The following is a 22,470-nucleotide window of genomic DNA, read 5'->3' as shown; positions in this document are numbered from 1 at the left end:
GGTCCGGCTGTGCGGGTAGCGTGGGCGCATGGCCGAGTACAGGTACGACGTCGAGATCCTCCATCTGCTGGTCTCGCCCGGGCACGCGTACTTCGGGCGCGCGAAGGACGGGGCGGCAGACGTGCCGACGCAGGATGCCCGCAGCGTCGACGTGGTGGCCGGCAAGGGGATCGTCGGTGACCGCTTCTTCGGGAAAGCCGCCCACATGGACGCAGCGGTGACCCTGATGGCCGTGGAGTCACTCGACGCCATCGCCGCGGACCTCGGTGCGAAGCCCTTCGACGCGCTCCTCCCCCGCCGCAACATCATCCTGCGCGGTGCCGAGCTGACGCCGCTCATCGGCCAGGACTTCACCCTCGGGACGCCGGCGGGAACCGTGGCGTTCCACGGCGGACGCCACGCGCACCCGTGCGCCTGGATGGACCGTGTGCTGGCGCCGGGTGCGCACAAGGCCATGCGGGGCCGGGGCGGGGTCCGCTGCCGCCCGCTGACCAGCGGGACGCTGCAGCGCGGTCCCGCCGTGCTGGTCAGCCCGGTCCTGCTCGACCCCGGCAGGGCGCACATCGCCTCGGTGCTGCGACCGGGCCGCTTGCCCTGACAGGAGCCCTTCCCCCGACCTCCAGGAGCCCTTCCCCCGACCTCCATCACCCTTCCGGGGTGAGCCGCAGGCGTCGCCGTTCCCAGCAGGACGGCGACGCCTGCGAGCCCGCCGGAAGGATGCACACGCTGCCCCCGCGTACGCCCGCCATCGCTCGACCGGTCGGCCGACGCCTCCACGGCGTCCACCACCTGCTCAGTCCGAGAAGGCCACCGCCCGGGTCGTTGCCACCGCGGCCTTCCTGCCGGGCGCGGTCTGGTTCTGCCAGTACAGGTTGGTGTGCGCGATGACCTTGTCCGGCGTCGGCGCGCCCCACGCGCTGAGGTCCTCCGTCGTGTGGGCGTCGCCCACGAGGGTCACGTCGTACCCGCGGACGAAGGCCCCGTGGATGGTCGAGCGGATGCAGGCGTCCGACTGGGCGCCCGTGACCACGAGCCGTCCCACCCCTGCCGCCTCGAGGACGTCCTCGAGGTCCGTGCCCTCGAACGCATCGCCGTGCGCCTTGTACACCAGGCGCTCGCCGTCGAGGGGACGCAGCTCGGGCACGACCTGCCACGCGTGCGAGTCGCGCTCGAGTTCCTCGTCGGAGTGCTGCACCCAGACCACCGGGGCCGCCTCGGCACGCGCGCGCCGGACGAGTGCATCGATGTTCGCGACCACCGCATCCCGGTCGTGGGCTGACGCGACGACCCCGTTCTGCACGTCGATGACCAGCAGTGCTGTGGAGGGACGGTGCTCGAGTGTCGTCATGGCTACTCCTCGTCGGTACCGGATGTCCGTGCCTGCGCGCCCGTCGGTGAAGCGGGAGCCCTCAGCGGCTGCCACAACAGTACGACGGCGGCGCCTGCCCGAAGGAGGCATGCGGACAGGGAGGTTCCGCAGTGTCGGGAAGCCGCCACCACCGCGCCGTCGGCGATACTCCTGTCATGGACCAACAGGTGCACTTCGTCACGCTGGCCACCCCCGACCTCGACGCGGCACGGCAGTTCTACACCGCGGGCCTTGGCTGGACACCCCTCATGGACGTCCCCGGCGAGATCATCTTCTTCCAGGTAGCCCCCGGCGTCCTCCTCGGGCTGTTCGACGCGGAGTCCTTCCGCCGCGATACCGGCGGCAGTGCTTCGGGCGCTCCCGCTGGTGCGCACGGCATGAGCCTGTCCCACAACGTCGGCTCACGGGAGGAGGTCGCGCTGACCATCGGACGCCTCGTCCACGCCGGCGGCACCGTCCTGAAGGACCCCCAGGACGGCGAATTCGGCGGGATCCACCATGGCCTCGTCGCCGATCCCAATGGCATCATCTGGGAGATCGCCCACAACCCCGGCTGGCGCGTCGACCAGATCGGGAACGTCCGTCTGGCGTGAGGCCGGCTCGAGCGGCCCCGGACCGGGAGCCGGCGTACCTCGCGTGAGGCCGGCTGGCCGAGCCCTGGATCGGAACCTGTCCGACGCGGCCCCGGAGTGGGGCCCTTGGCCGGCTGTCCTGCTCAGGTGCCGCTGTAGGCCGTCTGCAGGGCGGCGATGTCGAGTTTCTGCATCGTCAGCATCGCGGCGACTGCGCGCTGGGCGCCGTCGGGGTCGGGTCCGCCGATGAGCGACGGCAGGACGGCGGGGATGATCTGCCAGGACAGGCCGTAGCGGTCCTTCAGCCACCCGCACCGGCTCTCCTCGCCGCCCTCGGTCAGCGCCGCCCAGTACCTGTCGACCTCCTCCTGGTCGTCGCTGGAGATCTGGAAGGACACGGCTTCGGTGAAGGAGTACTGCGGACCGCCGTTCAGCCCGACGAAGGGCTGCCCGTCGAGCTCGAAGGACACCGTGAGGGCCGGGTCGCTCTCGGAGGGGCCGGTGCGGGAGACATCGAGGATGCGCGAGTTCCGCACCACGGAGGTGTACAGCGCGGCAGCCTCCTCGGCCTGGCCGTCGAACCAGAGGCACGGCGTGATCGATCCCATGGTGGGTACCCTTCGTCTGGCCGTGCGGCGGTGCACGGCTTCGTGTGGTGCGTGGCTCGAACCTAGTCCAGGAGACCGGGGGCGACAAGCAGTAGGGTGACCCCATGCCGAGCCGCCCCACGACCAGCCCGACGACCCGCCCCATGACCAGCCCCTCGAGGAACCGCTCCGGGCGGCTCCGCACCTCCCCGGCCCTGCCGGCGCTCGTCTGGGCCGGCATCGACACCGTCCTGATCCTCGCCTTCGCGGTGTCCGGTCGCCGGACCCACGAGCACGGGGTGACCTTCCTCGGCGTGCTCGACACGGCGTGGCCCTTCCTCACCGCCTATGCCCTGGCGAGCCTGGCCCTGCGCGCCTGGCGCTCGCCATCGACGCCGTGGCCCACCGCCGTCGCGCTCTGGCTGGCGACCGTGGTCGGCGGGCTCCTTCTGCGCGCGGCGTCGGGTGAAGGGGTGGCGGTCAGTTTCCAGATCGTCACGCTGCTGGTGCTCGGCACCTTCCTGGTCCTTCCCCGCGCCGTCCTGCACGCCGTCCGGCGGCGCCGCCTGCCGGTAGCGTAGGAGCAGATCCCGTCCCACCCGAAAGGCACTCCATGATCACCGCATTCGTCCTCATCCAGACCGATGCCTCACGCATCCCCGAGAGCGCGCAGGCCATCTCGGAGATCGAGGGCATCAGCGAGGTCTACTCCGTCACCGGCGAGTGGGACCTCATCGCGATCGCCCGCGTCAGTCGTCACGAGGATCTCGCCGACGTCATCGCGGACAGACTGTCCAAGATCGAGGGCATCCGCTCGACGACGACGCAGATCGCCTTCCGTTCCTATTCCCAGCACGACCTCGACGCCGCGTTCTCCCTCGGGTTCGACAGCTGACGTCCACGCCGCCGGGAAAGCCACCCGCGGGGCCCGTGGCGACTGTCGGGTCAGAGTGCCCGGCTGACGTCGATCCAGCGGGTGAGGGCGTTCTCGGCGGCACCGGAATCGATGGACGCGCGGGCGCGGACCATGGCGGCCCGGAGGCGCTCCACGAGTGATCCCTCCGCCGCGTCGTCGAGGGCGACCAGCCCTGCGGCTGCGTTGAGCACGACGGCGTCGCGCACCGGACCCGGGTGGCCGGCCAGGACGGATCGCACGACAGCGGCGTTCCCTGTCGCGTCGGTCCCGCGGAGGGCGTCGACGGGCACCACCTCGAGCCCGACGTCGCCGGGGTGGACCACCTGGGCCTCGACCCGGCCGTCCCGTACCTCCCACACGGTGGAGGAGCCGCTCGTCGTCATCTTGTCCCGGCCGTCGTCGCCCCGGAAGACGAGGGCGCGGATGCCGCGAGCCGCGAGCACCCCGGCCATCAGCGGCGCCATCCGCGCGTCCGCGCAGCCGAGCGCCTGGGCGCTGACGCCGGCAGGGTTGCTGAGCGGCCCGAGGAAGTTGAAGGTGGTGGGGATGCCGAGCTCACGCCGCGGGACCGCCACGTGTTTCATCGAGGGATGGAACACCTGCGCGAAGCAGAAGGTGATCCCCGCCCGCTCGGCCGTCAGGGCCACCTCCGCAGGCGCGAGGTCCAGGCGCACGCCGAGCTCCTCGATGACATCGGCGGCCCCCGAGGCGGAGGAGGCTCCGCGATTCCCGTGCTTGACAACCTTCGCGCCGGCACCTACGGCCACGAGGGAGGACATGGTCGAGATGTTCAGGGTGTTCAGTCCGTCGCCGCCCGTGCCGACGATGTCGAGGGTCGGCCCGGACACCTGGATCCGGTGGGCCCGGCCCAGCATCGCCTGCACCAGGCCGACGAGCTCGTCGACCGATTCCCCCTTCGCGCGCAGGGCCACGAGGAAACCGGCGATCTGGACGTTGCTGGCCTCACCGGACATGATCGCGTCCATCGCCCAGCGGCTCTGTCCGGTGCTCAGATCCTTCCGACCCAGGAGAGAGGAGAAGATCGAGGGCCAGGTGGGGTACACCGCGTCAGGGCTGGTTGTCAGGCTCACTCCCACAGATTATCTACGAATTGTAGAAAGTCATCACGGGGAACTTCCGCGTAAACACGGGCGTCGGTGCCCACTTCGGCGCGGTGACGGCGCTGCGGGGCCCGTTTCGCGTTGGTGATCACGCTGATCTTGGGGACATAATGAGTCTGTGACATCTGCGACCCAAGCCCCCAGCGCCGCTCCGCATCCCGCCCTGAACCGCCCCAACATGGTCTCCGTCGGAACCGTTGTGTGGCTGTCCAGCGAGCTGATGTTCTTCGCCGGCCTCTTTGCCATGTACTTCACCCTCCGCTCCACCTCGAGTGAGCTCTGGGCGATGGAGACCGAGAAGCTGAACGTCCCGTTCGCCCTCGTGAACACCATCATCCTGGTGTCGAGCTCCTTCAGCTGCCAGTTCGGTGTCTTCGCCGCCGAGCGCCTCCAACCCCGCCGCACCGGCGGGGTCTTCCAGCTGGCCCGCTGGGGCATGGTCGAGTGGTTCCTCCTCACCTTCGTGATGGGCGCGATCTTCGTATCGGTGCAGGCCTACGAGTACGCCGAACTCGTCGCTGAGGGCGTCGCACTCTCCTCCAACGCCTTCGGGTCCGCCTTCTACATCACCACGGGCTTCCACGGCATCCACGTGGTCGGTGGGCTGATCGCGTTCCTGTTCATCATCGGCCGCGCCTTCATCGCACGGCAGTTCGGACACTTCGAAGCCACCTCCGCGATCGTCACGTCCTACTACTGGCACTTCGTCGACGTCGTCTGGATCGGCCTCTTCATCATCATCTACTTCCTTCAGTGATTCCCTCCGCTAGACTCTTCTACTAGAGGTAGAATTCAATGCAGAACACCAGCAGCTCTGGCACCACGACAGGTAGGAAACACTCCGTGAAGGCACTTTCCCAGAGGCGGCGTCACCCACTAGCAGCGTTCGCCCTGCTCCTGATGGCGCTCCTCGTCACCGGCGGGATCTACGCCGCAGCCAGCACCGCGAACGAGGCGCAGGCGCAGACCACCACGTTCACGGCGAACGACGTCGAAGAGGGCAGCAAGTTGTTCTCCGCCAACTGCGCCTCCTGCCATGGCATGGGTGCCACGGGCTCGGACGCCGCTCCCTCCCTCGTCGGTGTCGGTGCTGCCTCCGTGGACTTCCAGGTCGGCACGGGCCGCATGCCCATGCAGATGGACGGACCCCAGGCCCAGGCCAAGCCGGTCCAGTTCACCGATGAGCAGATCCGCCAGATGGCCGCCTACGTCGCCTCGCTCGGTGCCGGCCCGGCCATCCCGGGCGAAGAGATCCTGAACGCCTCGGAGGGCGATTCCTCCAACGGCGGTGAGCTGTTCCGCGTGAACTGCGCCATGTGCCACAACGCCGCCGCAGCCGGTGGCGCCCTGACCCGGGGGAAGTTCGCCCCGTCGATCGACGGCACCAGCGAGAAGCACATCTACGAGGCCATGGTCACCGGCCCCCAGAACATGCCGGTCTTCAGCGACGCGAACATCTCCCCGGATGACAAGCAGGACATCATCGCCTTCCTCAAGACCATCGAGGAGCAGGGCTCCCCCGGTGGAGCGGATCTCGGCTCGCTCGGACCGGTGTCCGAGGGCCTGTTCATCTGGGTCGCCGGTCTCGGCGTCATCATCGCCTTCACGGTGTGGCTCACGTCAAGGTCCTCGTGACCATCCGACGGAACACCGCCAACGAATCACAGACAGTGCGCATGCACCAGCCAAAGAAGGATGAGAGGGATCATGGCCGACTCTAGTCACGGCGCTCCCGGCACGTCGGTCACCGTAGCCGCACCGGGCGCAGAGCTCGACGAGTTCCAGAACCCGGGCCTGCCCCCGCACCGGCCGCGCCTGGCCGACCGCGATCCGAAGGCGGAGAAGCGTGCCGAGCGCCAGGTGGCGCTGCTGTTCGCGATCTCCGTCGTCGGGACCCTGCTCTTCTTCGTCGGATACTTCTTCATCCCGCTCGACCAGACCATCGAGCGCCTCCGCCTGCAGAACCTCATGCTGGGCCTCGGCACAGCCTTCGCCATGCTCGGCATCGGCGTCGGGATCGTGCACTGGGCCAAGACGCTGATGCCGGACCACGAGGTGACGGAGAGCCGCCACGAGGTCCGCTCCGAGCAGGACCGCCAGGATGCCGAGAAGATCGTCAACGACATCCTCGAGGAATCCGGCATCAAGCGCCGTCCCCTCATCCGCAACACCCTGCTCGGTGCAGCGATCCTCGCTCCCCTGCCGGCGATCGCCATCTTCCGGGACCTCGGCCCCCTGCCCGGCAACACGCTGAAGCAGACCATGTGGGACACCGGCGTCCGCCTCACCCGCGATCCCAGCGGCACCCCCATCCGTGCCTCGGACGTAACCGTCGGATCGGCGTTCCACGTCATCCCCGAGGGACTCAACGAGGTCGAGAACAAGCTCGAGGAGAAGGCCAAGGCAGTCGTCCTGCTCATGCGCCTCGACCCCGAGGAACTCAATCCCTCCCCAGGCCGGGAGAATTGGGGCTACGACGGAATTGTTGCGTATTCCAAGATCTGCACGCACGTCGGCTGCCCGGTAGCACTCTACGAACAGCAGACGCACCACCTGCTGTGCCCCTGCCACCAATCCACCTTCGACCTCGAGCAAGAGTGCAAGGTGATCTTCGGACCGGCAGCACGTCCGCTACCACAGCTACCCATCGAGATCGACGACGAGGGCTACCTCGTCGCATCGAGCGATTTCCAAGAACCCGTAGGACCTAGTTTCTGGGAGCGAGGCTGACATGAGCAGCTCAACCGCGACACATACCTACACGCCGAAGACGCGTGTGGGCAAGGTCACCGACTACGTCGACTCCCGGGTCGGCGGTTCGGGAATCGTCAAGGAATTCGGCCGCAAGATCTTCCCCGACCACTGGACGTTCATGTTCGGTGAGGTGGCACTGTACACCTTCGTCATCCTGCTGATCTCCGGTACCTTCCTCACCTTCTTCTACGACCCCTCCATGGCGGAGACGCACTACGAGGGCAGCTACCTGCCGCTCCGTGGCGTCGAGATGTCCGTCGCCTACGCATCGTCGCTGGACATCTCCTTCGACATCCGTGGCGGACTGTTCATGCGCCAGATCCATCACTGGGCTGCGCTGCTGTTCGTCGCCTCGGTCGCCGTGCACATGCTGCGCGTCTTCTTCACGGGCGCGTTCCGCCGCCCCCGCGAGTTCAACTGGGTCGTCGGCTGCGTCCTCCTCATCCTGAGCCTGGCTGCCGGCTTCACCGGCTACTCGCTCCCCGACGACCTGCTCTCCGGAAACGGCCTGCGGATCATCGACGGCGTCATGAAGGCCATCCCCGTGGTGGGTACCTACCTGAGCTTCTTCCTCTTCGGCGGCGAGTTCCCGGGCACCATGATCATCGGCCGTCTCTACGTGCTGCACATCCTGCTGATCCCCGCGGTCATCCTGCTGATGATCGGTATCCACCTGTTCATGGTGGTGCTGCACAAGCACTCCCAGTTCCCCGGCCCGGGACGAACGAACACCAACGTGGTCGGCTACCCCGTGGGTCCCGTCTACGCAGCGAAGGCCGGCGGATTCTTCTTCATCGTCTTCGGTGTCCTCGCAGCGATCGCCGCAGCGTTCACGATCAACCCGATCTGGAACTACGGCCCCTACGACCCCTCCCCCGTGTCGGCCGGTACACAGCCGGACTGGTACATCGGCTGGGTCGACGGCGCGCTGCGGCTCATGCCCGGGACCATCGGTGACAACTTCGACTTCGAGTTCATGATCCCGTTCCCCTGGGGCGTCAACGCGCTCTCGCTGAACGTGCTCATCCCCGCGCTGGTCCCGGCGATCATCGTCTTCACGGCGATGTTCCTGTGGCCCTGGATCGAAGCCTGGGTCACGAAGGACAAGCGTGAGCACCACCTGCTGAACCGGCCGCGCAATGCTCCTACCCGTACGGCCATCGGCGTCGCCGGTATCACGTTCTACTGCGTCATGTGGGCCGCTGCGAGCTCGGACCTCATCGCCACGCACTTCCTGGTGTCGCTGAACGACGTGCTCTACTGGCTGCGGTTCCTCGTGATCTTCGGTCCGATCCTCGCCTTCATGGTCTCGCGGCGCATCTCCCTCGCGCTGCAGCGCAAGGACCGCGAGATCGCCCTCCACGGTCGCGAGACCGGTCGCATCGTCCGACTCCCCCACGGCGAGTTCATCGAGGTCCACGAGCAGGTCGACGACTACAAGCGGTACAAGCTGACCGCCTTCGAGTCGCCCGAGGTCATGGTCCCGACGCCGGACGAGAATGGCAAGATCGGTCTGGTCGACAAGGTCCACGGGCGCGTGTCGCGCTTCTTCTTCGAGGACCGCGTCGCACCGGTCACCCCGAAGGAGCTCGCAGCCTCGCATGGCGACCACCATGGCGAGATCGCCGGCACGAAGGACCGCGAGTCCATCGCCAGCCACTGATCGGCTGCTGATCCCGACCTGATCGACCGAAGGGCCCGGACGTCACCGTCCGGGCCCTTCGTCATGTCCACGGAGGGTGGTACATGCCGTCCCGACCGGAGGTGCTTCCATGCACCGCCACCACGACCTCCCCCCGACGTCCTATTCCCGGCTCTCCGGTCTCCACCGGCGCACTAGGCTGCGCAGGGCCGCGACGATCGTGAGCGAGGTCTTCGCACCGGCCGTTCTCGTCTCGTTGTTCCTCGTGGTCCTGGCCGTCCGCTTCGCCGGGTGGCCCGCCGGGCTGCCCTCGGCGCTGGTCGCCGTGGGGTTCACCACTGCGCTCCCCGTGGCCGGTGTGATCACGCTCGTCGCGTGGGGCACGATCACCGACCACCACGTCAGCGACCGGCGGCAGCGTGCGCCGATCCTCACCGGGACCCTGATATCCATCGCTCTGGGTCTCGCGCTGCTACCGACGATCGGTGCACCGCAGGAGCTGGTCGCCGGTGTGCTGTGCACCGTCGGTGGCGTGGTGGCTGTCCTGGTCGTCAACCTGGCGTGGAAGCTGTCAGCCCACTCCGCCGTGGCGGTCTTCGTCGTCGTCGGTGCCATGGGATTCGCCGGCGGATGGTTCGCCGCCCTTCTCGTGGTGCCTCTCGTCGTGGGCTGGTCCCGCGTCACGCTCGCTGCCCACACGCCCGGACAGGTCCTCGCCGGCTACGTCGTCGGCGCCGTCATCGGTAGCGCCTTCGTCCTCGCTATCAGCGGTTAGGACACCGCGCTCCCGCAGGAGGCGGGACAGGCGTACACGGGTTCACGGTGCGCGACGCTGTCCGGGGCGGAACAGTCGTCCGCGGCCACCAGGGGCCCTCCTGACGCCCGGGACGGGACGCCGGTCACCCGAGCCGCTTGGAGCTGTACGCGCGCGGTGTACGCACTCCTGGGCGTTGCAGCGGAACCCACAGCTTGTAGCGGTCGGCCCGGTAGTAGGACACCGAATAGTCGATCATCGAGCGGGCCACGTAGGCGTGTCGCTGGATCTTGAGCAGGGGTGCATTCAGCTCGACGTTGAGCAGGCGTGCGATCGACGGTGAGGCCGCCGTCGCCTCGATGGTGTCCTCACCCCATTCCATGACCAGTCCGTACTTCTCACTCAGCACGTTGTACAGCGACGTCGGTGGAGGGTCGTCGAGGATGCCGGTGACCCGATGCGCGGGGATGAAGTTCTCATCGACGCTCATCGGTTCCCCATCGGCAAGGAGCTGCCGTCGGAACCGCACCACGGGCTGACCGATCTCGATCTGCAGCTCCCGTGCCACGAGCGGCGAGGCACCCTGCTGTTCGAAGGCGAGGACCCGCGCGTCCGGCACCATGCCACGGCGGATCATCTCCTCGGTGTAGGACGTCATCTTCATGTGGAGGTCCATCTTGCTCCGGGCCACGAAGGTCCCGAGCCCCACGATCCTCTCGAGCACCTCCTCGGCGACCAGAGCGTCGATGGCCTGCCGGACAGTCATCCTCGCGACGCCGAAGTACTCGCTCAGCTGCCGCTCGGAGGGGATGGCGGCCCCCGGGTCGCCGTAGGTCTCCAGGTATCGCCGCAGGCTCTCGCGGACCTGTACGTGCTTCGCCTCCTGCGACGCCGGGTCCAGCGGCTCGGCGTCGAAGGGACGCGGGTGGATCGTCATACCGTCCATCTCCTGTCCTCCCGGGCGCGACCCGTCGGCCCGGCTTGCGACGGTCGACCGGGGTTAACGCGAAGGGAGCCCGCTCGTGGCGGGCTCCCTGTGAAGCGGTGATGCAATCGTTCTGCCCTAGTGGGCGTGGTACCCGCGGCTGTATTCGAAGACCCAGCCCACGAGAGCGATCACGGCGAGTCCCATGCCGATGTAGAGGATCCAGAACCCGATGGCGATGCCGAGGAATCCTGTCGCTGCGGACAGACCGAGGACCAGGGGCCACCAGCTCCAGGGACTGAAGTGCCCCTGCTCGCCAGATCCCTCGTGGATCTCTGCGTCCAGACGATCTTCCGGTCGCTGGCCGACCCGCTTGCCGGTGAACGCCAGGTAGAACCCGATCATCCCGGCGAGACCGCCGACCAGCAGGATCCCGAGGAATCCGACCCATTCGGACCATTCGGTCAGCCAGCCGTAGACGAGGGCGATGGGGACGAAGATCGGGACGCCGATCAGGAAAAGGTTCTTCTCGATCCTCATGACTTGGCATCCTGTCGGTCCGCCGAGCCCATGAAGCTCGCGGCACTGTCGTCCGGCGTGTGCGTCTGCTGCAGCTCCGGGTGGTGCAGGTCGAGCGCGGGTCGCTCGGACCGGATCCGGGGCAGGGAGGTGAAGTTGTGGCGCGGCGGCGGGCAGGAGGTCGCCCACTCCAGCGAGGCACCGAAGCCCCACGGATCATCGACCTCGACCTTCTTCCCGGTCCGCCAGGTGATGTAGACGTTCCAGAAGAAGGGGATCAGCGACGCACCGAGCACGAAGGACCCGACGGTGGAGAACTGGTTCATCGCCGTGTAGCCGTCCTCGGGCAGATAGTCCGCGTAGCGCCGCGGCATACCCTCGACACCGAGCCAGTGCTGGATCAGGAACGTGGCGTGGAAGCCGAGGAACAGCATCCAGAAGTGGATCTTCCCGAGCCGCTCGTTCAGCATCTTGCCGGTGAACTTCGGCCACCAGAAGTAGAAACCCGCGAACATCGCGAAGACCACGGTCCCGAAGACCACGTAGTGGAAGTGCGCGACGACGAAGTAGGTGTCGGAGACATGGAAGTCCAGGGGCGGCGACGCGAGGATGATCCCGGTGAGGCCACCGAAGAGGAAGGTCACGAGGAAGCCGAGGCTCCAGAGCATCGGGGTCTCGAACGTCAGCGAGCCCCTCCACAGGGTGCCGATCCAGTTGAAGAACTTCACGCCCGTCGGCACCGCGATGAGCATGGTCATGAAGGCGAAGAACGGCAGGAGCACCGCCCCGGTCACGTACATGTGGTGCGCCCAGACCGTCACGGAGAGTGCGGCGATGGCGATCGTCGCGTAGACCAGGCCCTTGTAGCCGAAGATCGGCTTGCGGCTGAAGACGGGGAAGATCTCGGACACGATGCCGAAGAACGGCAGCGCGATGATGTAGACCTCGGGGTGGCCGAAGAACCAGAACAGGTGCTGCCACAGGATGGCACCGCCGGCCTCGGGGTCGAAGATGTGCGCCCCGAAGCGACGGTCCGCGCCGAGCGCGAACAGGGCGGCGGCGAGCGGCGGGAAGGCCATGAGGACCAGGATCGCCGTGATCAGCGTGTTCCAGGTGAAGATCGGCATCCGCCACATGGTCATGCCGGGAGCCCGCATGCAGATGATGGTGGTGATGAAGTTGACCGCACCGAGGATGGTGCCGAAGCCCGAGAGGGCGAGACCGAAGACCCACAGATCCCCGCCGACGCCCGGGGAGAACGTGGTGCTCGAGAGCGGGGCGTAGGCGAACCAGCCGAAGGACGCCGCTCCCTGCGGGGTGATGAAGCCGGAGACGGCGATGCTGCTGCCGAACAGGAAGAACCAGAACGCGAGAGCGTTGAGACGGGGGAAGGCGACATCGGGAGCGCCGATCTGCAGCGGCATGATGACGTTGGCGAAGCCGGCGAAGAGCGGCGTGGCGAACATCAGCAGCATCACGGTGCCGTGCATCGTGAACAGCTGGTTGTACTGCTCCTTGGTCTGCAGGATCTGCATGCCCGGCTCGAAGAGCTCTGCGCGGATGATCAGCGCCATCACGCCGGCGAAGCAGAAGAACACGAAGGACGCGATCAGGTACATGTACCCGATGGTCTTGTGGTCCGTGGAGGTGATCCAGTTGACGACGATGCGTCCCTTGGACCTCGGAACTACACGGGGAGCGGCAATGGTACCGGCTTCCTCAAGGGTGTATTCGAAGGTGGACATCAGCTGCTGCTCCTAGCTGGGTCGGTATCGGGATCGTCCTCCGGGTAGGAGTCGCGGTCGTACTCGTCGCCGAGCTGTCCGTCCTCCAGCTGCGCCATCTGTGCGTCGAACTCCTCCTGGGAGACGACCTCGACGTTGAAGAGCATCTCCGAGTGGTACTGCCCGCACAGCTCGGCGCACTTGCCCGCGAAGGTACCCTCCTTGGTGGGCGTGAGGTTGATGTAGTTGGTGCGGCCCGGGTAGAGGTCGCGCTTCTGCAGGAACGCGGGGACGAAGAAGGAGTGCTGGACGTCGCGGGCGTTGAGCTGGAGTTCGACGCTCCGGTTCACCGGCAGGTACAGCGTCGGGAGGTTCTCCGGAACACCTTCCTCGCCGTTCAGGCTGCCCTGGACACCGGTCGAGTACTTGTCTTCCTTGACGTAGTTGAAGTCCCACGACCACTGCTTGCCGCGGACGTCCACGATGACGTCCGGATCCTCGACGCGGGCGTCGATCGTGGCGATGTCGCGTTCCGTGAAGTAGAAGAACACCAGCACCATGAACAGCGGAATGGTCAGGTAGAAGATCTCCAGCGGCAGGTTGTAGCTCATCTGGCGCGGATACCCGGTGTCGTTCTTCCGGCGGCGATAGGCGATCATGCACCAGATGATCAGGCCCCACGTGATGATGCCGACGGCAAGCGCAGCGATCCACGAGTTGACCCACAGGTCCGTGATGATGCCGGTGTGGTTGGTGTTGTCCCGGTCTGCCGGAAGCCAGCCCTTTTGGGCTTCAGCCGAACAGCCGGTCAGTAGGAGGGCGCCGACCAGCGAGATGCTGGAGATCTTCGCGATCCTGACGCGCTTGCTACCGGTTCGGTCCTGCAAAATCACAGACGGACCTTCCTTTTCTACGTGCGTTGCCACCCGCTCATGAAGCTGCCCGGGGTGCACATCCAGTTTTACTACTCACTGTAGAGCTTACCCGTAACACCGACGATTCGGTGACATGCAAAAGGCCCGGGAAGCACGTCCAGCGTGCCGTCCCGGGCCTTTCAGCGATGCTGTCGTACCGCGGCTGCGGTGTTTACCGGAGGTCAGTGGAAGGAGTCCCCGCAGGCGCAGGATCCGCCCGCGTTCGGGTTGTCGATGGTGAAACCCTGCTTCGAGATGGTGTCCTCGAAGTCGATGGACGCGCCCGACAGGTACGGGACGCTCATCTTGTCGACGATGACCTCGACGCCGTCGAAGTCGCGGACGGCATCGCCGTCGAGCACGCGTTCGTCGAAGTAGAGCTGGTAGATGAGGCCGGAGCAGCCCCCGGGCTGGACTGCGACGCGCAGCCGCAGGTCGGTGCGCCCTTCCTGCTCGAGGAGGCTGCGGACCTTGCCGGCAGCGACGTCGGACAGGTCCACCTCGTGCGCGGGGAGCTCTGTGGTCTCCTCGAGGGAGCCGGTCTCGGTGGTCGAAGTACTCATGGTGTTTCTCCTAGCTCGGACGACAGCATGGTGTGTCCGCTCTCAGTGCTGTCCGCGGTGTCGCGCGCACGGCTTCGTTCCATGGTACGCCGGGCCCGCTCTGGTCATAACGAAGGGACGGGCGGAAACATTTCCACCCGTCCCCTCATGTACCCGCTGTCGGTACGCCTCAGGCGCTGAGGCCGCCGTCGTTGATCCTGGCCAGGAGGATGGCCTCGGCGAGGACGGCCTTCCGAAACTCGTCGAGGTGGAGGGACTCGTTCGCGCTGTGCGCGCGCGAGTCCGGGTCCTCGACGCCGGTGATGAGGATCTGCGCGGACGGGAACAGTTCCGTGAGGTCCGCGATGAACGGGATGGACCCGCCCATCCCCGCCTCGACGGCCTTGACGCCCCAGGCTTCCTCGAGGGACTCCAGGGCGAGGCGCGAGGCGGGCTCGCTGGTGTCGGTGCTGAAGGGGCTGCCGGTCTCCCCCGGCGTGAAGGTCACGGTGGCACCGAACGGGGCGTGTGATTCCACGTGCGCGCGAACGGCATCCATGGCGGCAGCGGGCTGCTGACCCGGGGCGAGCCGGAGGCTGAACTTGGCGCGCGCCCTGGGCAGGAGCGTGTTCGAGGACAGCGCGACGGTCGGGACGTCCATCCCGATGATGGAGAGGGCCGGCTTGTGCCACAGGCGCGAGGCGATCGATCCAGTTCCCGCGAGCTGCACGCCCTGGAGCACCGACGCGTCCGAGCGGTAGTCCTGCTCGTCGTAGTCCACCGTCGCGTGGTCGCCGCCTGCGAGTCCCGCGATGGCGACGTCACCGGCGTCGTCGTGCAGCGTGGCAATGAGCCGCGCGAGGAGGGTCGGCGCGTCGAGCACGGGGCCGCCGAACATCCCGGAGTGCACGGCGTGGTCGAGGACCTGCACCTCGATGGTGCCGTCGACGAGACCGCGCAGGCTGGTGGTGAGCGCGGGGACGCCGACCTTCCAGTTGCTGGAATCGGCCACGATGATGACGTCCGCTGCGAGATCGTCACGGTAGGTCTCGAGGAACGAGCGGAAGGTCGGCGAGCCGGCCTCTTCCTCACCCTCGATGAAGAGGGTCACGCCGACGCCGAACGAGTCGCCGAGCACCTCGCTGAGCGCGCCGAAGGCACCGATGTGGGCCATGATGCCGGCCTTGTCGTCGGCGGCTCCGCGTCCGTAGAGCCGACCGTCGCGCTCCGTTGCGACGAAGGGTTCGGACTCCCACAGGTCGGGGTCCCCGGGCGGCTGCACGTCGTGATGGGCGTACAGCAGGACGGTCGGCCGGCCCTCGGCGGGTGCACGGCGGGCGACGACGGCGGGCCCGCCTGGCGTGCCCTCGTTGTCGACGCGGAGGATGCGCACGTCGTCGATCCCCACGCTGCGGACCAGCGCGGCAACGGCCTCGGCGCTGCGATCGAGTTCGTGGGCGTCGAAGGCATCCCAGGCGATGCCCTGGATCGCGACGAGGTCGGAAAGCTGCTGCACGATCCGCGGGAAGGCCGCGTCCACGCTGGCGCGGAGGCGGGAGCTGACGGTCGACGGCTCGTCCGGGAGCGCTGGGGAGGTATTCGAGGAGGTCATGCCGAAACCCTACACAGCCGGATCCGCTCCGCCCTCCCCGTCGTGATCCGTCGCAGGGATGGCGGCGGGCGGGGAGCCGGTATCCTGAGGGGGTGTTCGGACGTAAAGAGAAGACTCCCGCTGCCCCTGCTGTCGTCGACGGGGCCTCGCGCTCCCAGGAAGCCCTGCGTGTGCAGGGCAAGGGAGCGCCGACGCCCAAGCGCAGCGTGCAGGAGGCGGCGCGGAAGCGCCCTCTCGTCCCGAACGACCGCAAGGCAGCCCGCGAGCAGAGCCGGTCGACCGTGCGGGACGAACGCGCGAGGATGCGCCAGGCGCTCGACACCGACGACGAGAAGTACCTGCCGCTGCGGGACAAGGGTCCGAACCGACGGTACATCCGCCAGTTCGTCGACGCCCGCGTCAACATCGGCGAGTTCCTGATGATCGCCGCACTGGTCTTCGTGATCCTGAGCTTCTTCCAGTCCCTCGCCGTGCAGAGCGCGGTCCTGATGGCGTTCTGGGTGCTGATCGTCGCCGTGGTGGTCGACTGCGTGCTGCTGCGGCGGAAGCTGAAGAAGAAGCTGACGGAGAAGTTCGGATCACCGAATCAGGGAGACCTCTGGTACGGCGTCACGCGTGCGCTGCAGTTGCGCAGGCTCCGGCTGCCGAAGCCCCAGGTGAAGCGCGGCCAGTACCCCTCCTGACGCCCCTCCTGAGGCGTCTCCTCAGCCACTTCACGAGCCGGGCCTTCGGGCCCGGCTCGTCGCGTCTTCGACGACGGTCACCCGGGGACGACGGCGGTCGCCTCCGGAAGGACGCGAGGCGTCAGTCGCCCGAGCGTGCCAGTCCGCGGTTGATCCGGCGAGCCCAGAACGGGCCCTCGTAGAGGAACGCCGTGTACCCCTGGACGAGGGTCGCTCCTGCATCGAGGCGCTCCCTCACGTCCTCGGGTGTCTCCACTCCCCCGACGGCGATGATCGCCAGACCATCGCCGACGGCCGCGCGGAGCCGCTTCAGCACCTCGAGCGAACGCGCCTTGAGGGGTGCACCGCTGAGCCCGCCGACGCCCTTCGACATGACGGTCGCAGCGTCGGTGGCCAGATTCTCGCGGGTGATCGTGGTGTTCGTCGCCACGATGCCGTCGAGGCCGAGGTCCAGGGCGAGGGCACCGACGTCGTCGATGTCCTGATCGGTGAGATCCGGCGCGATCTTCACGAGGAGGGGGACGTGTCGGCCGGCGGCCGTGTCCGCCGTCGTCCTGACGGCTTCGAGCAGGGGTCGCAGCGACTCGACGCTCTGCAGCAGGCGGAGGCCGGGCGTGTTCGGCGAGGAGACGTTCACGACGAGGTAATCGGCCACGGGAGCCAGCTGCTCGGCACTCACGAGGTAGTCGGCGACCGCGTCGACGAGGTCCACCTTCTTCGTCTTCCCGATGTTCACACCCACCACCGGCCGGGTCCGTGGCCCGTAGCGGCGGGTGAGCCTGGTCCTCGCGGACCGCAGGCGCGGGGCGACGGCGGCGGCGCCGTCGTTGTTGAAACCCATGCGGTTGATCACGGCACGGTCCTCGACGAGCCGGAACAGGCGCGGTGCCGGATTCCCCGGCTGCGCCTGCCCGGTGATGGTGCCGATCTCCACGTGCCCGAACCCGAGCGCGGTCAGGGAGAGGATGCCCTTCCCCGCCTTGTCGAATCCGGCGGCCAGTCCGAACGGCGACGGGAAGTTCACCCCGAACGCCGTGGTCGCGAGGGCGTGGTGCGGTGCACAGAAGCGGCGCAGGGCCCAGCCTGCAGGGATGAGGTCCGCGGCACGGATGAGGGCGAACCCGATCCTGTGGGCCTTCTCGGCGTCCATCCCGGAGAAGACGATCCGGAAGAAGGTCGGGTAGATACGCATGGTCCCAGAATTCCACGCTCCCTCGCCCCGGACCAAGTCGCCGGCCGCCATGGATGCAGTGTCGGGGCACCTGAAGCTGATCCCCTGCGCGCGCGGTACTGTCGCTGCATGGACGATCCCTGGGTGGAGGACATCCTCGGCGAGGACTTCCGGGCCCTGACCCTGCACCTCGGGCCCGACGACGAGGGCCCCCGCGTGGCCACGCTCGTCGCCTACGAGCCGCTCGACGGGCCCGCCATTCCTCCTGCGCCGGGAACCGGTCCACAGGACGATCCGCCGGCCCGCGCAGTCCTGTACCTGCACGGCTTCAGCGACTACTTCTTCCACCGGGAGCTCGCCACAGCCCTGCACCAACGCGGGTGGGCCTTCTTCGCCGTGGACCTCCACAAGTACGGGCGCAGCCTCCGTCCCGGCCAGACTCCCGGTTTCGCCACCTCCCTCGACGAGTACGACGCCGATCTGGAGGCCGCCATCGCAGCCCTCGGCAGGCGCATCGCGGGCCGTGCCCGGCCGGTGCCCGAAGACCCGGCGCCGGGGTCCGTGGACCTCGTCCTGATGGCGCATTCGACGGGCGGCCTGACGGCGGCGCTCTGGGCGGCGCGGCATCCCGGCCGGGTGGCAGGCCTGGTCCTCAACAGCCCCTGGCTGGAGACGCAGGGCAGCGCGCTGCTGCGCTCCGCGGCACAGGGCATCCTGGACACGGTCTCACGCCGACGACCCAAGGCACGCCTGCGCCTGCCCGAGCTCGGCTTCTACTTCAGGAGCATCAGCGACACGCGCGACGGCGAGTGGCCCATCGATGCGGCCTGGCGACCGGAGGCCGGCTTCCCCATCAGGGCGGGCTGGCTGGCAGCGGTCCTCGCGGGCCACGCCGCCGTGGCCCGGGGAATCGCGATCGACGTTCCGGTCCTCGTCCTGTGCTCGACGGCGTCCACCCTCAGCACCACGTGGAGTGATGCCATGCTGCGCACCGACAGCGTCCTGGACGTGTCGGCGATGGTGCGGCGCGCGGCGGAACTGAGCCACACGGTGACCATCCGGCGGCTGCAGGACGCGCTGCACGATGTCTTCCTGTCCCGGAGCGACGTTCGCGAACAGGCCATCGAGACGGTGGAGTGGTGGCTCGATGCCTCCGTGCGCCCCCTCCGCACCGCCCGCGCTACTCCCCCGGTGACGGGATCCGACCGCCGGCGCACGGTCTGACCCCTGTCGGAACGGCCCTCATCTCAGGAGGACGTCCGCCCCGCCGATGCCTGATCCACGGCTCCGCCGTATCGGCGATCGCGCGCGGCGTACTCCTCGATGGCCCGCCAGAGCGTGCGTCGATCGACGTCCGGCCACAGCGTGTTCATGAAGACCATCTCGGCGTAGGCGGACTGCCAGAGCATGAAGTTGGACAGCCGCTGCTCCCCGGAGGTCCTGAGGAAGAGGTCGACGTCGGGCAGATCGGGTTCGTCGAGGTACCGCTGGACGGTCTTCTCGCTCACCGAGGACGCCTTCAGCGTGCCCGCCGCGACGTCCTCGGCGATGGCCTTCGCCGCGTCCGCGATCTCCGCACGGCCCCCGTAGTTGACGCACATCGTGAGGGTGCAGGTCGTGTTCGCGACCGTGTGGCGCTCGGCGTCCTCCAGTTCGCGGATCACGGACTGCCACAGCCGGGGCCGCCGCCCGGACCAGCGGATGCGGACCCCCCACTGGTTCAGCTGGTCACGCTGGCGCCGCAGGACGTCCTTGTTGAAGCCCATCAGGAACCGGACCTCCTCGGGCGACCGCTTCCAGTTCTCGGTGCTGAAGGCATAGACCGAGACGTGCTTCACGCCGATCTCGATCGCCCCGGCCATGACGTCCAGCAGGGCTGCCTCGCCGGCGCGATGCCCCTCGGTGCGCGGCAGCCCGCGTTCGTTGGCCCAGCGTCCGTTGCCGTCCATGACGATCGCCACGTGCCCGGGGACGAACTGTGCGGGAATCGATGGCGCCCGCTCACCGCTCGGGTGCGGCCACGGTGCTACGGGTCCGTCGGGCTTCATACACGCTCCACATGTTTGAGGGAGGCGACCCCGCGTTCGAGGTGCCATTGCAGGTAGGCCGCGACCAGGCCGGCCGCTTCGCGCCGGGCCGCGGCCTCCGAGGTGTCGGCGACGGTCCAGTCCCCGGTCAGGAGGGCGCCGAGCAGCTCCATGGTGGCCGACGACGGTGACGCCGCTCCCGGCGGCCTGCAGTCGGGACAGACGGCCCCGCCGAGCGGTGCGGAGAACGCGGAATGCGGTCCGGGCGCGGCGCAGCGCGCGCAGTCCGTGAAGCTGGGGGCCCATCCCGCGGTGGCCAGGGCGCGCAGGAGATAGGAGTCGAGGATGAGCTCGGAGGGATGCAGGTTGCGGCTGAGGGCGGAGAACGCGCCGGCCACGAGGGCGTACTGCGCTCCCCCGGTCTCGCCGATGTCCGTCAGCCGTTCGGCGGTCTCGGCGATCGCGGTCGCCGCCGTGTAGCACCCGTAGTCAGAGGCGATCCCGTGGCCGTACAGCCCCTTCGTCTCGACCTGGGTGATGACATCGAGCGTGCGGCCCCGCGCCAGCTGCAGGTCGACCGACATGAAGGGCTCCAGCCTCGAGCCGAACTTGCTGCTGGTGCGGCGGACCCCCTTGGCGACGGCCCGCACCTGCCCCTGGTCACGGGTCAGCAGCACGATGATGCGATCCGCTTCACCGAGCTTGTACGTGCGCAGCACTACTCCGTGGGTGCGGTAGGTACGCAAGGCCGACGAGGAAGTCACGTCCTCATTCTTCCACCTGCCACCCCCGCGCCGGCCGAGCGGCGCGGGAGCGCAGGGGCGGCGGTCCCGGGCTCCGGCAGAAGGGCCCGGTCACGCGCCGCGATGATCAGGCGGCGTCGCGGATGGCGCGGTTGACGGCCGAGACGACGGCTTTCAGCGCGGCCATCGTGGTGTTGGCGTCGATCCCGACGCCCCACAGCACCCGCTCGCCCACGGCGCACTCCACATACGCAGCAGCGCGGGCGTTGCCGCCGGAGGACAGCGCATGCTCGGTGTAGTCCAGAACCCTGACATCCACACCGTCCTCCCCGAGGATGGTCAGGAGAGCGTCGATGGGGCCATTGCCCGTGGCGGACCTACGCTGCTGCACGCCGTCCACCAGCAGGGTGGCGACGAGCTTGAACGAGCCGTCCTCGGCCGTGTCGGTGTTGACCGAGGTCAGTTCGTAGTGGCCCCAGGCCTCGGAGCCGCCGTCCGCACGGGTCGGCAGGTACTCGTCCTGGAAGACCGACCACAGCTGCGCGCCGCTGACCTCCCCGCCCTGCGTCTCGGTGCGGCGCTGGATGACGCCGGAGAACTCGATCTGCGCGCGGCGCGGCAGGTCGAGGCTGTGCTCGTTCTTCAGCAGGTACGCCACACCGCCCTTGCCGGACTGGGAATTGACGCGGATGACCGCCTCGTAGGACCGGCCGATGTCCTTCGGGTCGATGGGCAGGTAGGGGACCGCCCACGGCAGGTCATCCACCCCCACACCCGCTGCAGCGGCGTCGCGCTCCATGCTCTCGAAGCCCTTCTTGATGGCGTCCTGATGGGAGCCGGAGAAGGCGGTGAAGACGAGGTCGCCTCCGTACGGGGAGCGCTCGGGCACGCTGAGCTGGTTGCAGTACTCGGCCGTGCGGCGGATGGAGTCCATGTCGGAGAAGTCGATCTGCGGGTCGATGCCCTGGCTGAACAGGTTCATGCCCAGCGTCACGAGGTCCACGTTGCCGGTCCGCTCACCGTTGCCGAAGAGGCAGCCCTCGATCCGGTCCGCGCCGGCGAGATAACCGAGTTCGGCGGCGGCGACGCCGGTCCCCCGGTCGTTGTGCGGGTGCAGCGACAGGATGATGCTGTCCCGGTCGGCGAGGTTGCGGCTCATCCACTCGATGGAGTCGGCGTACACGTTGGGCGTGGCCATCTCGACGGTCGCGGGGAGGTTGAGGATCATCTGCCGGTCGGCGGAGGCCTCGAAGACGGCGGAGACCTCGTTGCTGATGCGTACCGCGAAGTCGAGCTCCGTACCGGTGAAGGACTCGGGCGAGTACTCGTAGGTGATCAGGGTGTCACCCATGGTCTCCTCGAACTTGCGGCACAGGCGAGCACCCTGCGTCGCGATGTCGATGATGCCGTCCTGGTCCTGGTTGAAGACGACACGGCGCTGGAGGACCGAGGTGGAGTTGTAGAGGTGGACGATCGCCCGGTCCGCTCCCTCGAGGGACGCATAGGTCCGTTCGATCAGGTGCTCGCGGGACTGGGTCAGCACCTGGATGGTGACATCGTCGGGAATGCGGTCGCCCTCGATCAGCTGCCGCACGAAGTCGAAATCGGTCTGCGAGGCGGACGGGAAACCGACCTCGATCTCCTTGTAGCCCATGCGGACCAGGAGATCGAACATCTTGTGCTTGCGCTCCGGGTTCATCGGATCGATGAGGGCCTGGTTCCCGTCGCGGAGGTCGACGGCGCACCAGCGCGGTGCCTTCGTGATCGTGCGGTCGGGCCACGTACGGTCCGGGAGCTCGACCGTGATCTGGTCCTGGAACGGCATGTACTTGCCGAACGGCATTCCGGAGGTCTTCTGAGCGTTGTCCATGAACATCGGCCTTGTCTGTGGGAGG

24 protein-coding genes are annotated in these 22,470 nt (G+C 67.9%); 11 read left to right on the top strand and 13 right to left on the bottom strand.

The features are described from left to right. The first annotated feature begins 28 nt into the window (after nucleotides 1-28). On the top strand, nucleotides 29-598 hold the full coding sequence (locus FNH21_RS08840) for an MOSC domain-containing protein (RefSeq protein WP_152814436.1): 570 nt from the start codon (nucleotides 29-31) through the stop codon (nucleotides 596-598). A gap of 195 nt (nucleotides 599-793) precedes the next feature. Here the strand turns inward: FNH21_RS08840 and FNH21_RS08835 are convergent, their stop codons facing one another. Continuing rightward, entirely contained in the window at nucleotides 794-1,348 is a 555-nt protein-coding gene (locus FNH21_RS08835) for a cysteine hydrolase family protein (RefSeq protein ID WP_152814433.1), read from the bottom strand. Between the two features lie 176 nt (nucleotides 1,349-1,524). Here FNH21_RS08835 and FNH21_RS08830 point away from each other — a divergent pair, with 176 nt between their 5' ends. Next, nucleotides 1,525-1,962: a VOC family protein gene (locus FNH21_RS08830; protein ID WP_152814431.1), complete on the top strand. Its 438-nt coding sequence runs from the start codon at nucleotides 1,525-1,527 to the stop codon at nucleotides 1,960-1,962. Nucleotides 1,963-2,084: 122 nt separating this feature from the next. On the opposite strand, the gene FNH21_RS08825 is transcribed toward FNH21_RS08830, so the two are convergent. Further along, on the bottom strand, nucleotides 2,085-2,549 hold the full coding sequence (locus FNH21_RS08825; RefSeq protein ID WP_152814429.1) for a VOC family protein: 465 nt from the start codon (nucleotides 2,547-2,549) through the stop codon (nucleotides 2,085-2,087). A 104-nt stretch (nucleotides 2,550-2,653) separates the two neighbouring features. On the opposite strand from FNH21_RS08825, the gene FNH21_RS08820 reads away from it, so the two are divergent. Both FNH21_RS08820 and FNH21_RS08815 read left to right on the top strand, forming a co-directional pair. Beyond that, nucleotides 2,654-3,109, top strand: coding sequence for a DUF3054 domain-containing protein (locus tag FNH21_RS08820; protein ID WP_152814428.1), 456 nt, complete (start codon nucleotides 2,654-2,656; stop codon nucleotides 3,107-3,109). A 32-nt stretch (nucleotides 3,110-3,141) separates the two neighbouring features. Continuing rightward, complete coding sequence (locus FNH21_RS08815; RefSeq protein WP_055771154.1) at nucleotides 3,142-3,423, top strand: Lrp/AsnC family transcriptional regulator; 282 nt, start codon at nucleotides 3,142-3,144, stop codon at nucleotides 3,421-3,423. A gap of 50 nt (nucleotides 3,424-3,473) precedes the next feature. On the opposite strand, the gene trpD is transcribed toward FNH21_RS08815, so the two are convergent. Further along, on the bottom strand, nucleotides 3,474-4,535 hold the full coding sequence (gene trpD / locus FNH21_RS08810) for an anthranilate phosphoribosyltransferase (protein WP_191931787.1): 1,062 nt from the start codon (nucleotides 4,533-4,535) through the stop codon (nucleotides 3,474-3,476). A 148-nt stretch (nucleotides 4,536-4,683) separates the two neighbouring features. On the opposite strand from trpD, the gene ctaE reads away from it, so the two are divergent. The 5 genes from ctaE to FNH21_RS08785 all read left to right on the top strand — a co-directional run bounded on the left by ctaE (nucleotide 4,684) and on the right by FNH21_RS08785 (nucleotide 9,736). After that, nucleotides 4,684-5,322 (top strand): aa3-type cytochrome oxidase subunit III, encoded by a 639-nt coding sequence (ctaE, locus tag FNH21_RS08805; protein ID WP_338403215.1) that lies wholly within the window; start codon nucleotides 4,684-4,686, stop codon nucleotides 5,320-5,322. Between the two features lie 86 nt (nucleotides 5,323-5,408). After that, nucleotides 5,409-6,200 carry a cytochrome bc1 complex diheme cytochrome c subunit gene (qcrC, locus tag FNH21_RS08800; protein ID WP_191931786.1) on the top strand — a complete coding sequence of 264 codons (792 nt, stop codon included), beginning with the start codon at nucleotides 5,409-5,411 and terminating at the stop codon, nucleotides 6,198-6,200. Nucleotides 6,201-6,272: 72 nt separating this feature from the next. After that, a complete protein-coding gene (gene qcrA, locus FNH21_RS08795; RefSeq protein WP_152814424.1) occupies nucleotides 6,273-7,295 on the top strand; it encodes a cytochrome bc1 complex Rieske iron-sulfur subunit in 1,023 nt (340 codons plus the stop codon). Between the two features lies 1 nt (nucleotide 7,296). Beyond that, nucleotides 7,297-8,982 carry a cytochrome bc1 complex cytochrome b subunit gene (qcrB, locus tag FNH21_RS08790; RefSeq protein WP_152814422.1) on the top strand — a complete coding sequence of 562 codons (1,686 nt, stop codon included), beginning with the start codon at nucleotides 7,297-7,299 and terminating at the stop codon, nucleotides 8,980-8,982. Between the two features lie 109 nt (nucleotides 8,983-9,091). Continuing rightward, on the top strand, nucleotides 9,092-9,736 hold the full coding sequence (locus FNH21_RS08785) for a phosphatase PAP2 family protein (RefSeq protein ID WP_241743142.1): 645 nt from the start codon (nucleotides 9,092-9,094) through the stop codon (nucleotides 9,734-9,736). Nucleotides 9,737-9,860: 124 nt separating this feature from the next. Here FNH21_RS08785 and FNH21_RS08780 read toward each other — a convergent pair whose 3' ends face one another. The 6 genes from FNH21_RS08780 to FNH21_RS08755 all read right to left on the bottom strand — a co-directional run bounded on the left by FNH21_RS08780 (nucleotide 9,861) and on the right by FNH21_RS08755 (nucleotide 15,951). Then, entirely contained in the window at nucleotides 9,861-10,652 is a 792-nt protein-coding gene (locus FNH21_RS08780; protein ID WP_152815056.1) for a GntR family transcriptional regulator, read from the bottom strand. A gap of 126 nt (nucleotides 10,653-10,778) precedes the next feature. Continuing rightward, complete coding sequence (locus tag FNH21_RS08775; RefSeq protein WP_055771172.1) at nucleotides 10,779-11,180, bottom strand: cytochrome c oxidase subunit 4; 402 nt, start codon at nucleotides 11,178-11,180, stop codon at nucleotides 10,779-10,781. Further along, nucleotides 11,177-12,904, bottom strand: coding sequence for an aa3-type cytochrome oxidase subunit I (gene ctaD, locus FNH21_RS08770; RefSeq protein ID WP_152814419.1), 1,728 nt, complete (start codon nucleotides 12,902-12,904; stop codon nucleotides 11,177-11,179). Before ctaD ends, FNH21_RS08775 begins: the two co-directional genes overlap by 4 nt. Further along, nucleotides 12,904-13,776 (bottom strand): aa3-type cytochrome oxidase subunit II, encoded by an 873-nt coding sequence (gene ctaC / locus FNH21_RS08765; RefSeq protein ID WP_191931785.1) that lies wholly within the window; start codon nucleotides 13,774-13,776, stop codon nucleotides 12,904-12,906. Before ctaC ends, ctaD begins: the two co-directional genes overlap by 1 nt. 203 nt (nucleotides 13,777-13,979) lie before the next feature. Continuing rightward, on the bottom strand, nucleotides 13,980-14,360 hold the full coding sequence (locus tag FNH21_RS08760) for a HesB/IscA family protein (protein ID WP_152814415.1): 381 nt from the start codon (nucleotides 14,358-14,360) through the stop codon (nucleotides 13,980-13,982). A 169-nt stretch (nucleotides 14,361-14,529) separates the two neighbouring features. Beyond that, nucleotides 14,530-15,951: a dipeptidase gene (locus FNH21_RS08755; RefSeq protein WP_152814413.1), complete on the bottom strand. Its 1,422-nt coding sequence runs from the start codon at nucleotides 15,949-15,951 to the stop codon at nucleotides 14,530-14,532. A gap of 92 nt (nucleotides 15,952-16,043) precedes the next feature. Between FNH21_RS08755 and FNH21_RS08750 the strand changes: the two genes are divergently transcribed. Then, nucleotides 16,044-16,634 (top strand): DUF3043 domain-containing protein, encoded by a 591-nt coding sequence (locus tag FNH21_RS08750; RefSeq protein WP_191931784.1) that lies wholly within the window; start codon nucleotides 16,044-16,046, stop codon nucleotides 16,632-16,634. 121 nt (nucleotides 16,635-16,755) lie between these two features. Here the strand turns inward: FNH21_RS08750 and FNH21_RS08745 are convergent, their stop codons facing one another. Then, nucleotides 16,756-17,826, bottom strand: coding sequence for a quinone-dependent dihydroorotate dehydrogenase (locus tag FNH21_RS08745; protein WP_152814409.1), 1,071 nt, complete (start codon nucleotides 17,824-17,826; stop codon nucleotides 16,756-16,758). A 108-nt stretch (nucleotides 17,827-17,934) separates the two neighbouring features. Between FNH21_RS08745 and FNH21_RS08740 the strand changes: the two genes are divergently transcribed. After that, nucleotides 17,935-19,029, top strand: a complete 1,095-nt coding sequence (locus tag FNH21_RS08740) for an alpha/beta hydrolase (protein ID WP_152814407.1) — start codon at nucleotides 17,935-17,937, stop codon at nucleotides 19,027-19,029. 23 nt (nucleotides 19,030-19,052) lie between these two features. Here the strand turns inward: FNH21_RS08740 and FNH21_RS08735 are convergent, their stop codons facing one another. The 3 genes from FNH21_RS08735 to leuA form a co-directional block, all read right to left on the bottom strand. Beyond that, nucleotides 19,053-19,853, bottom strand: a complete 801-nt coding sequence (locus tag FNH21_RS08735; protein ID WP_152814405.1) for an isoprenyl transferase — start codon at nucleotides 19,851-19,853, stop codon at nucleotides 19,053-19,055. Beyond that, entirely contained in the window at nucleotides 19,850-20,596 is a 747-nt protein-coding gene (gene recO, locus FNH21_RS08730) for a DNA repair protein RecO (RefSeq protein WP_191931783.1), read from the bottom strand. The genes FNH21_RS08735 and recO overlap by 4 nt, the downstream gene beginning before the upstream one ends. 106 nt (nucleotides 20,597-20,702) lie before the next feature. Then, entirely contained in the window at nucleotides 20,703-22,445 is a 1,743-nt protein-coding gene (gene leuA, locus FNH21_RS08725; RefSeq protein ID WP_152814403.1) for a 2-isopropylmalate synthase, read from the bottom strand. Nucleotides 22,446-22,470: the final 25 nt, after the last annotated feature.

Origin of the sequence: Arthrobacter bussei, assembly GCF_009377195.2 — a bacterium.
Classification (GTDB): domain Bacteria; phylum Actinomycetota; class Actinomycetes; order Actinomycetales; family Micrococcaceae; genus Arthrobacter_D; species Arthrobacter_D bussei.
The sequence above is the reverse complement of the archived record's forward strand: the minus strand, read 5'-3'. Positions and strand labels throughout refer to the sequence as shown.

What these genes read in the sequence shown, in the direction of transcription:
- FNH21_RS08775 (WP_055771172.1), bottom strand. Translation starts at nt 11,180, where the DNA reads ATGAGGATCGAGAAGAACCTTTTCCTGATCGGCGTCCCGATCTTCGTC.
- leuA (WP_152814403.1), bottom strand. Translation starts at nt 22,445, where the DNA reads ATGGACAACGCTCAGAAGACCTCCGGAATGCCGTTCGGCAAGTACATG.
- FNH21_RS08785 (WP_241743142.1), top strand. Translation starts at nt 9,092, where the DNA reads ATGCACCGCCACCACGACCTCCCCCCGACGTCCTATTCCCGGCTCTCC.
- FNH21_RS08835 (WP_152814433.1), bottom strand. Translation starts at nt 1,348, where the DNA reads ATGACGACACTCGAGCACCGTCCCTCCACAGCACTGCTGGTCATCGAC.
- FNH21_RS08740 (WP_152814407.1), top strand. Translation starts at nt 17,935, where the DNA reads ATGGACGATCCCTGGGTGGAGGACATCCTCGGCGAGGACTTCCGGGCC.
- FNH21_RS08760 (WP_152814415.1), bottom strand. Translation starts at nt 14,360, where the DNA reads ATGAGTACTTCGACCACCGAGACCGGCTCCCTCGAGGAGACCACAGAG.
- qcrB (WP_152814422.1), top strand. Translation starts at nt 7,297, where the DNA reads ATGAGCAGCTCAACCGCGACACATACCTACACGCCGAAGACGCGTGTG.
- FNH21_RS08735 (WP_152814405.1), bottom strand. Translation starts at nt 19,853, where the DNA reads ATGAAGCCCGACGGACCCGTAGCACCGTGGCCGCACCCGAGCGGTGAG.
- FNH21_RS08780 (WP_152815056.1), bottom strand. Translation starts at nt 10,652, where the DNA reads ATGACGATCCACCCGCGTCCCTTCGACGCCGAGCCGCTGGACCCGGCG.
- FNH21_RS08820 (WP_152814428.1), top strand. Translation starts at nt 2,654, where the DNA reads ATGCCGAGCCGCCCCACGACCAGCCCGACGACCCGCCCCATGACCAGC.
- qcrA (WP_152814424.1), top strand. Translation starts at nt 6,273, where the DNA reads ATGGCCGACTCTAGTCACGGCGCTCCCGGCACGTCGGTCACCGTAGCC.
- FNH21_RS08840 (WP_152814436.1), top strand. Translation starts at nt 29, where the DNA reads ATGGCCGAGTACAGGTACGACGTCGAGATCCTCCATCTGCTGGTCTCG.
- FNH21_RS08815 (WP_055771154.1), top strand. Translation starts at nt 3,142, where the DNA reads ATGATCACCGCATTCGTCCTCATCCAGACCGATGCCTCACGCATCCCC.
- FNH21_RS08745 (WP_152814409.1), bottom strand. Translation starts at nt 17,826, where the DNA reads ATGCGTATCTACCCGACCTTCTTCCGGATCGTCTTCTCCGGGATGGAC.
- FNH21_RS08825 (WP_152814429.1), bottom strand. Translation starts at nt 2,549, where the DNA reads ATGGGATCGATCACGCCGTGCCTCTGGTTCGACGGCCAGGCCGAGGAG.
- FNH21_RS08830 (WP_152814431.1), top strand. Translation starts at nt 1,525, where the DNA reads ATGGACCAACAGGTGCACTTCGTCACGCTGGCCACCCCCGACCTCGAC.
- FNH21_RS08755 (WP_152814413.1), bottom strand. Translation starts at nt 15,951, where the DNA reads ATGACCTCCTCGAATACCTCCCCAGCGCTCCCGGACGAGCCGTCGACC.
- ctaD (WP_152814419.1), bottom strand. Translation starts at nt 12,904, where the DNA reads ATGTCCACCTTCGAATACACCCTTGAGGAAGCCGGTACCATTGCCGCT.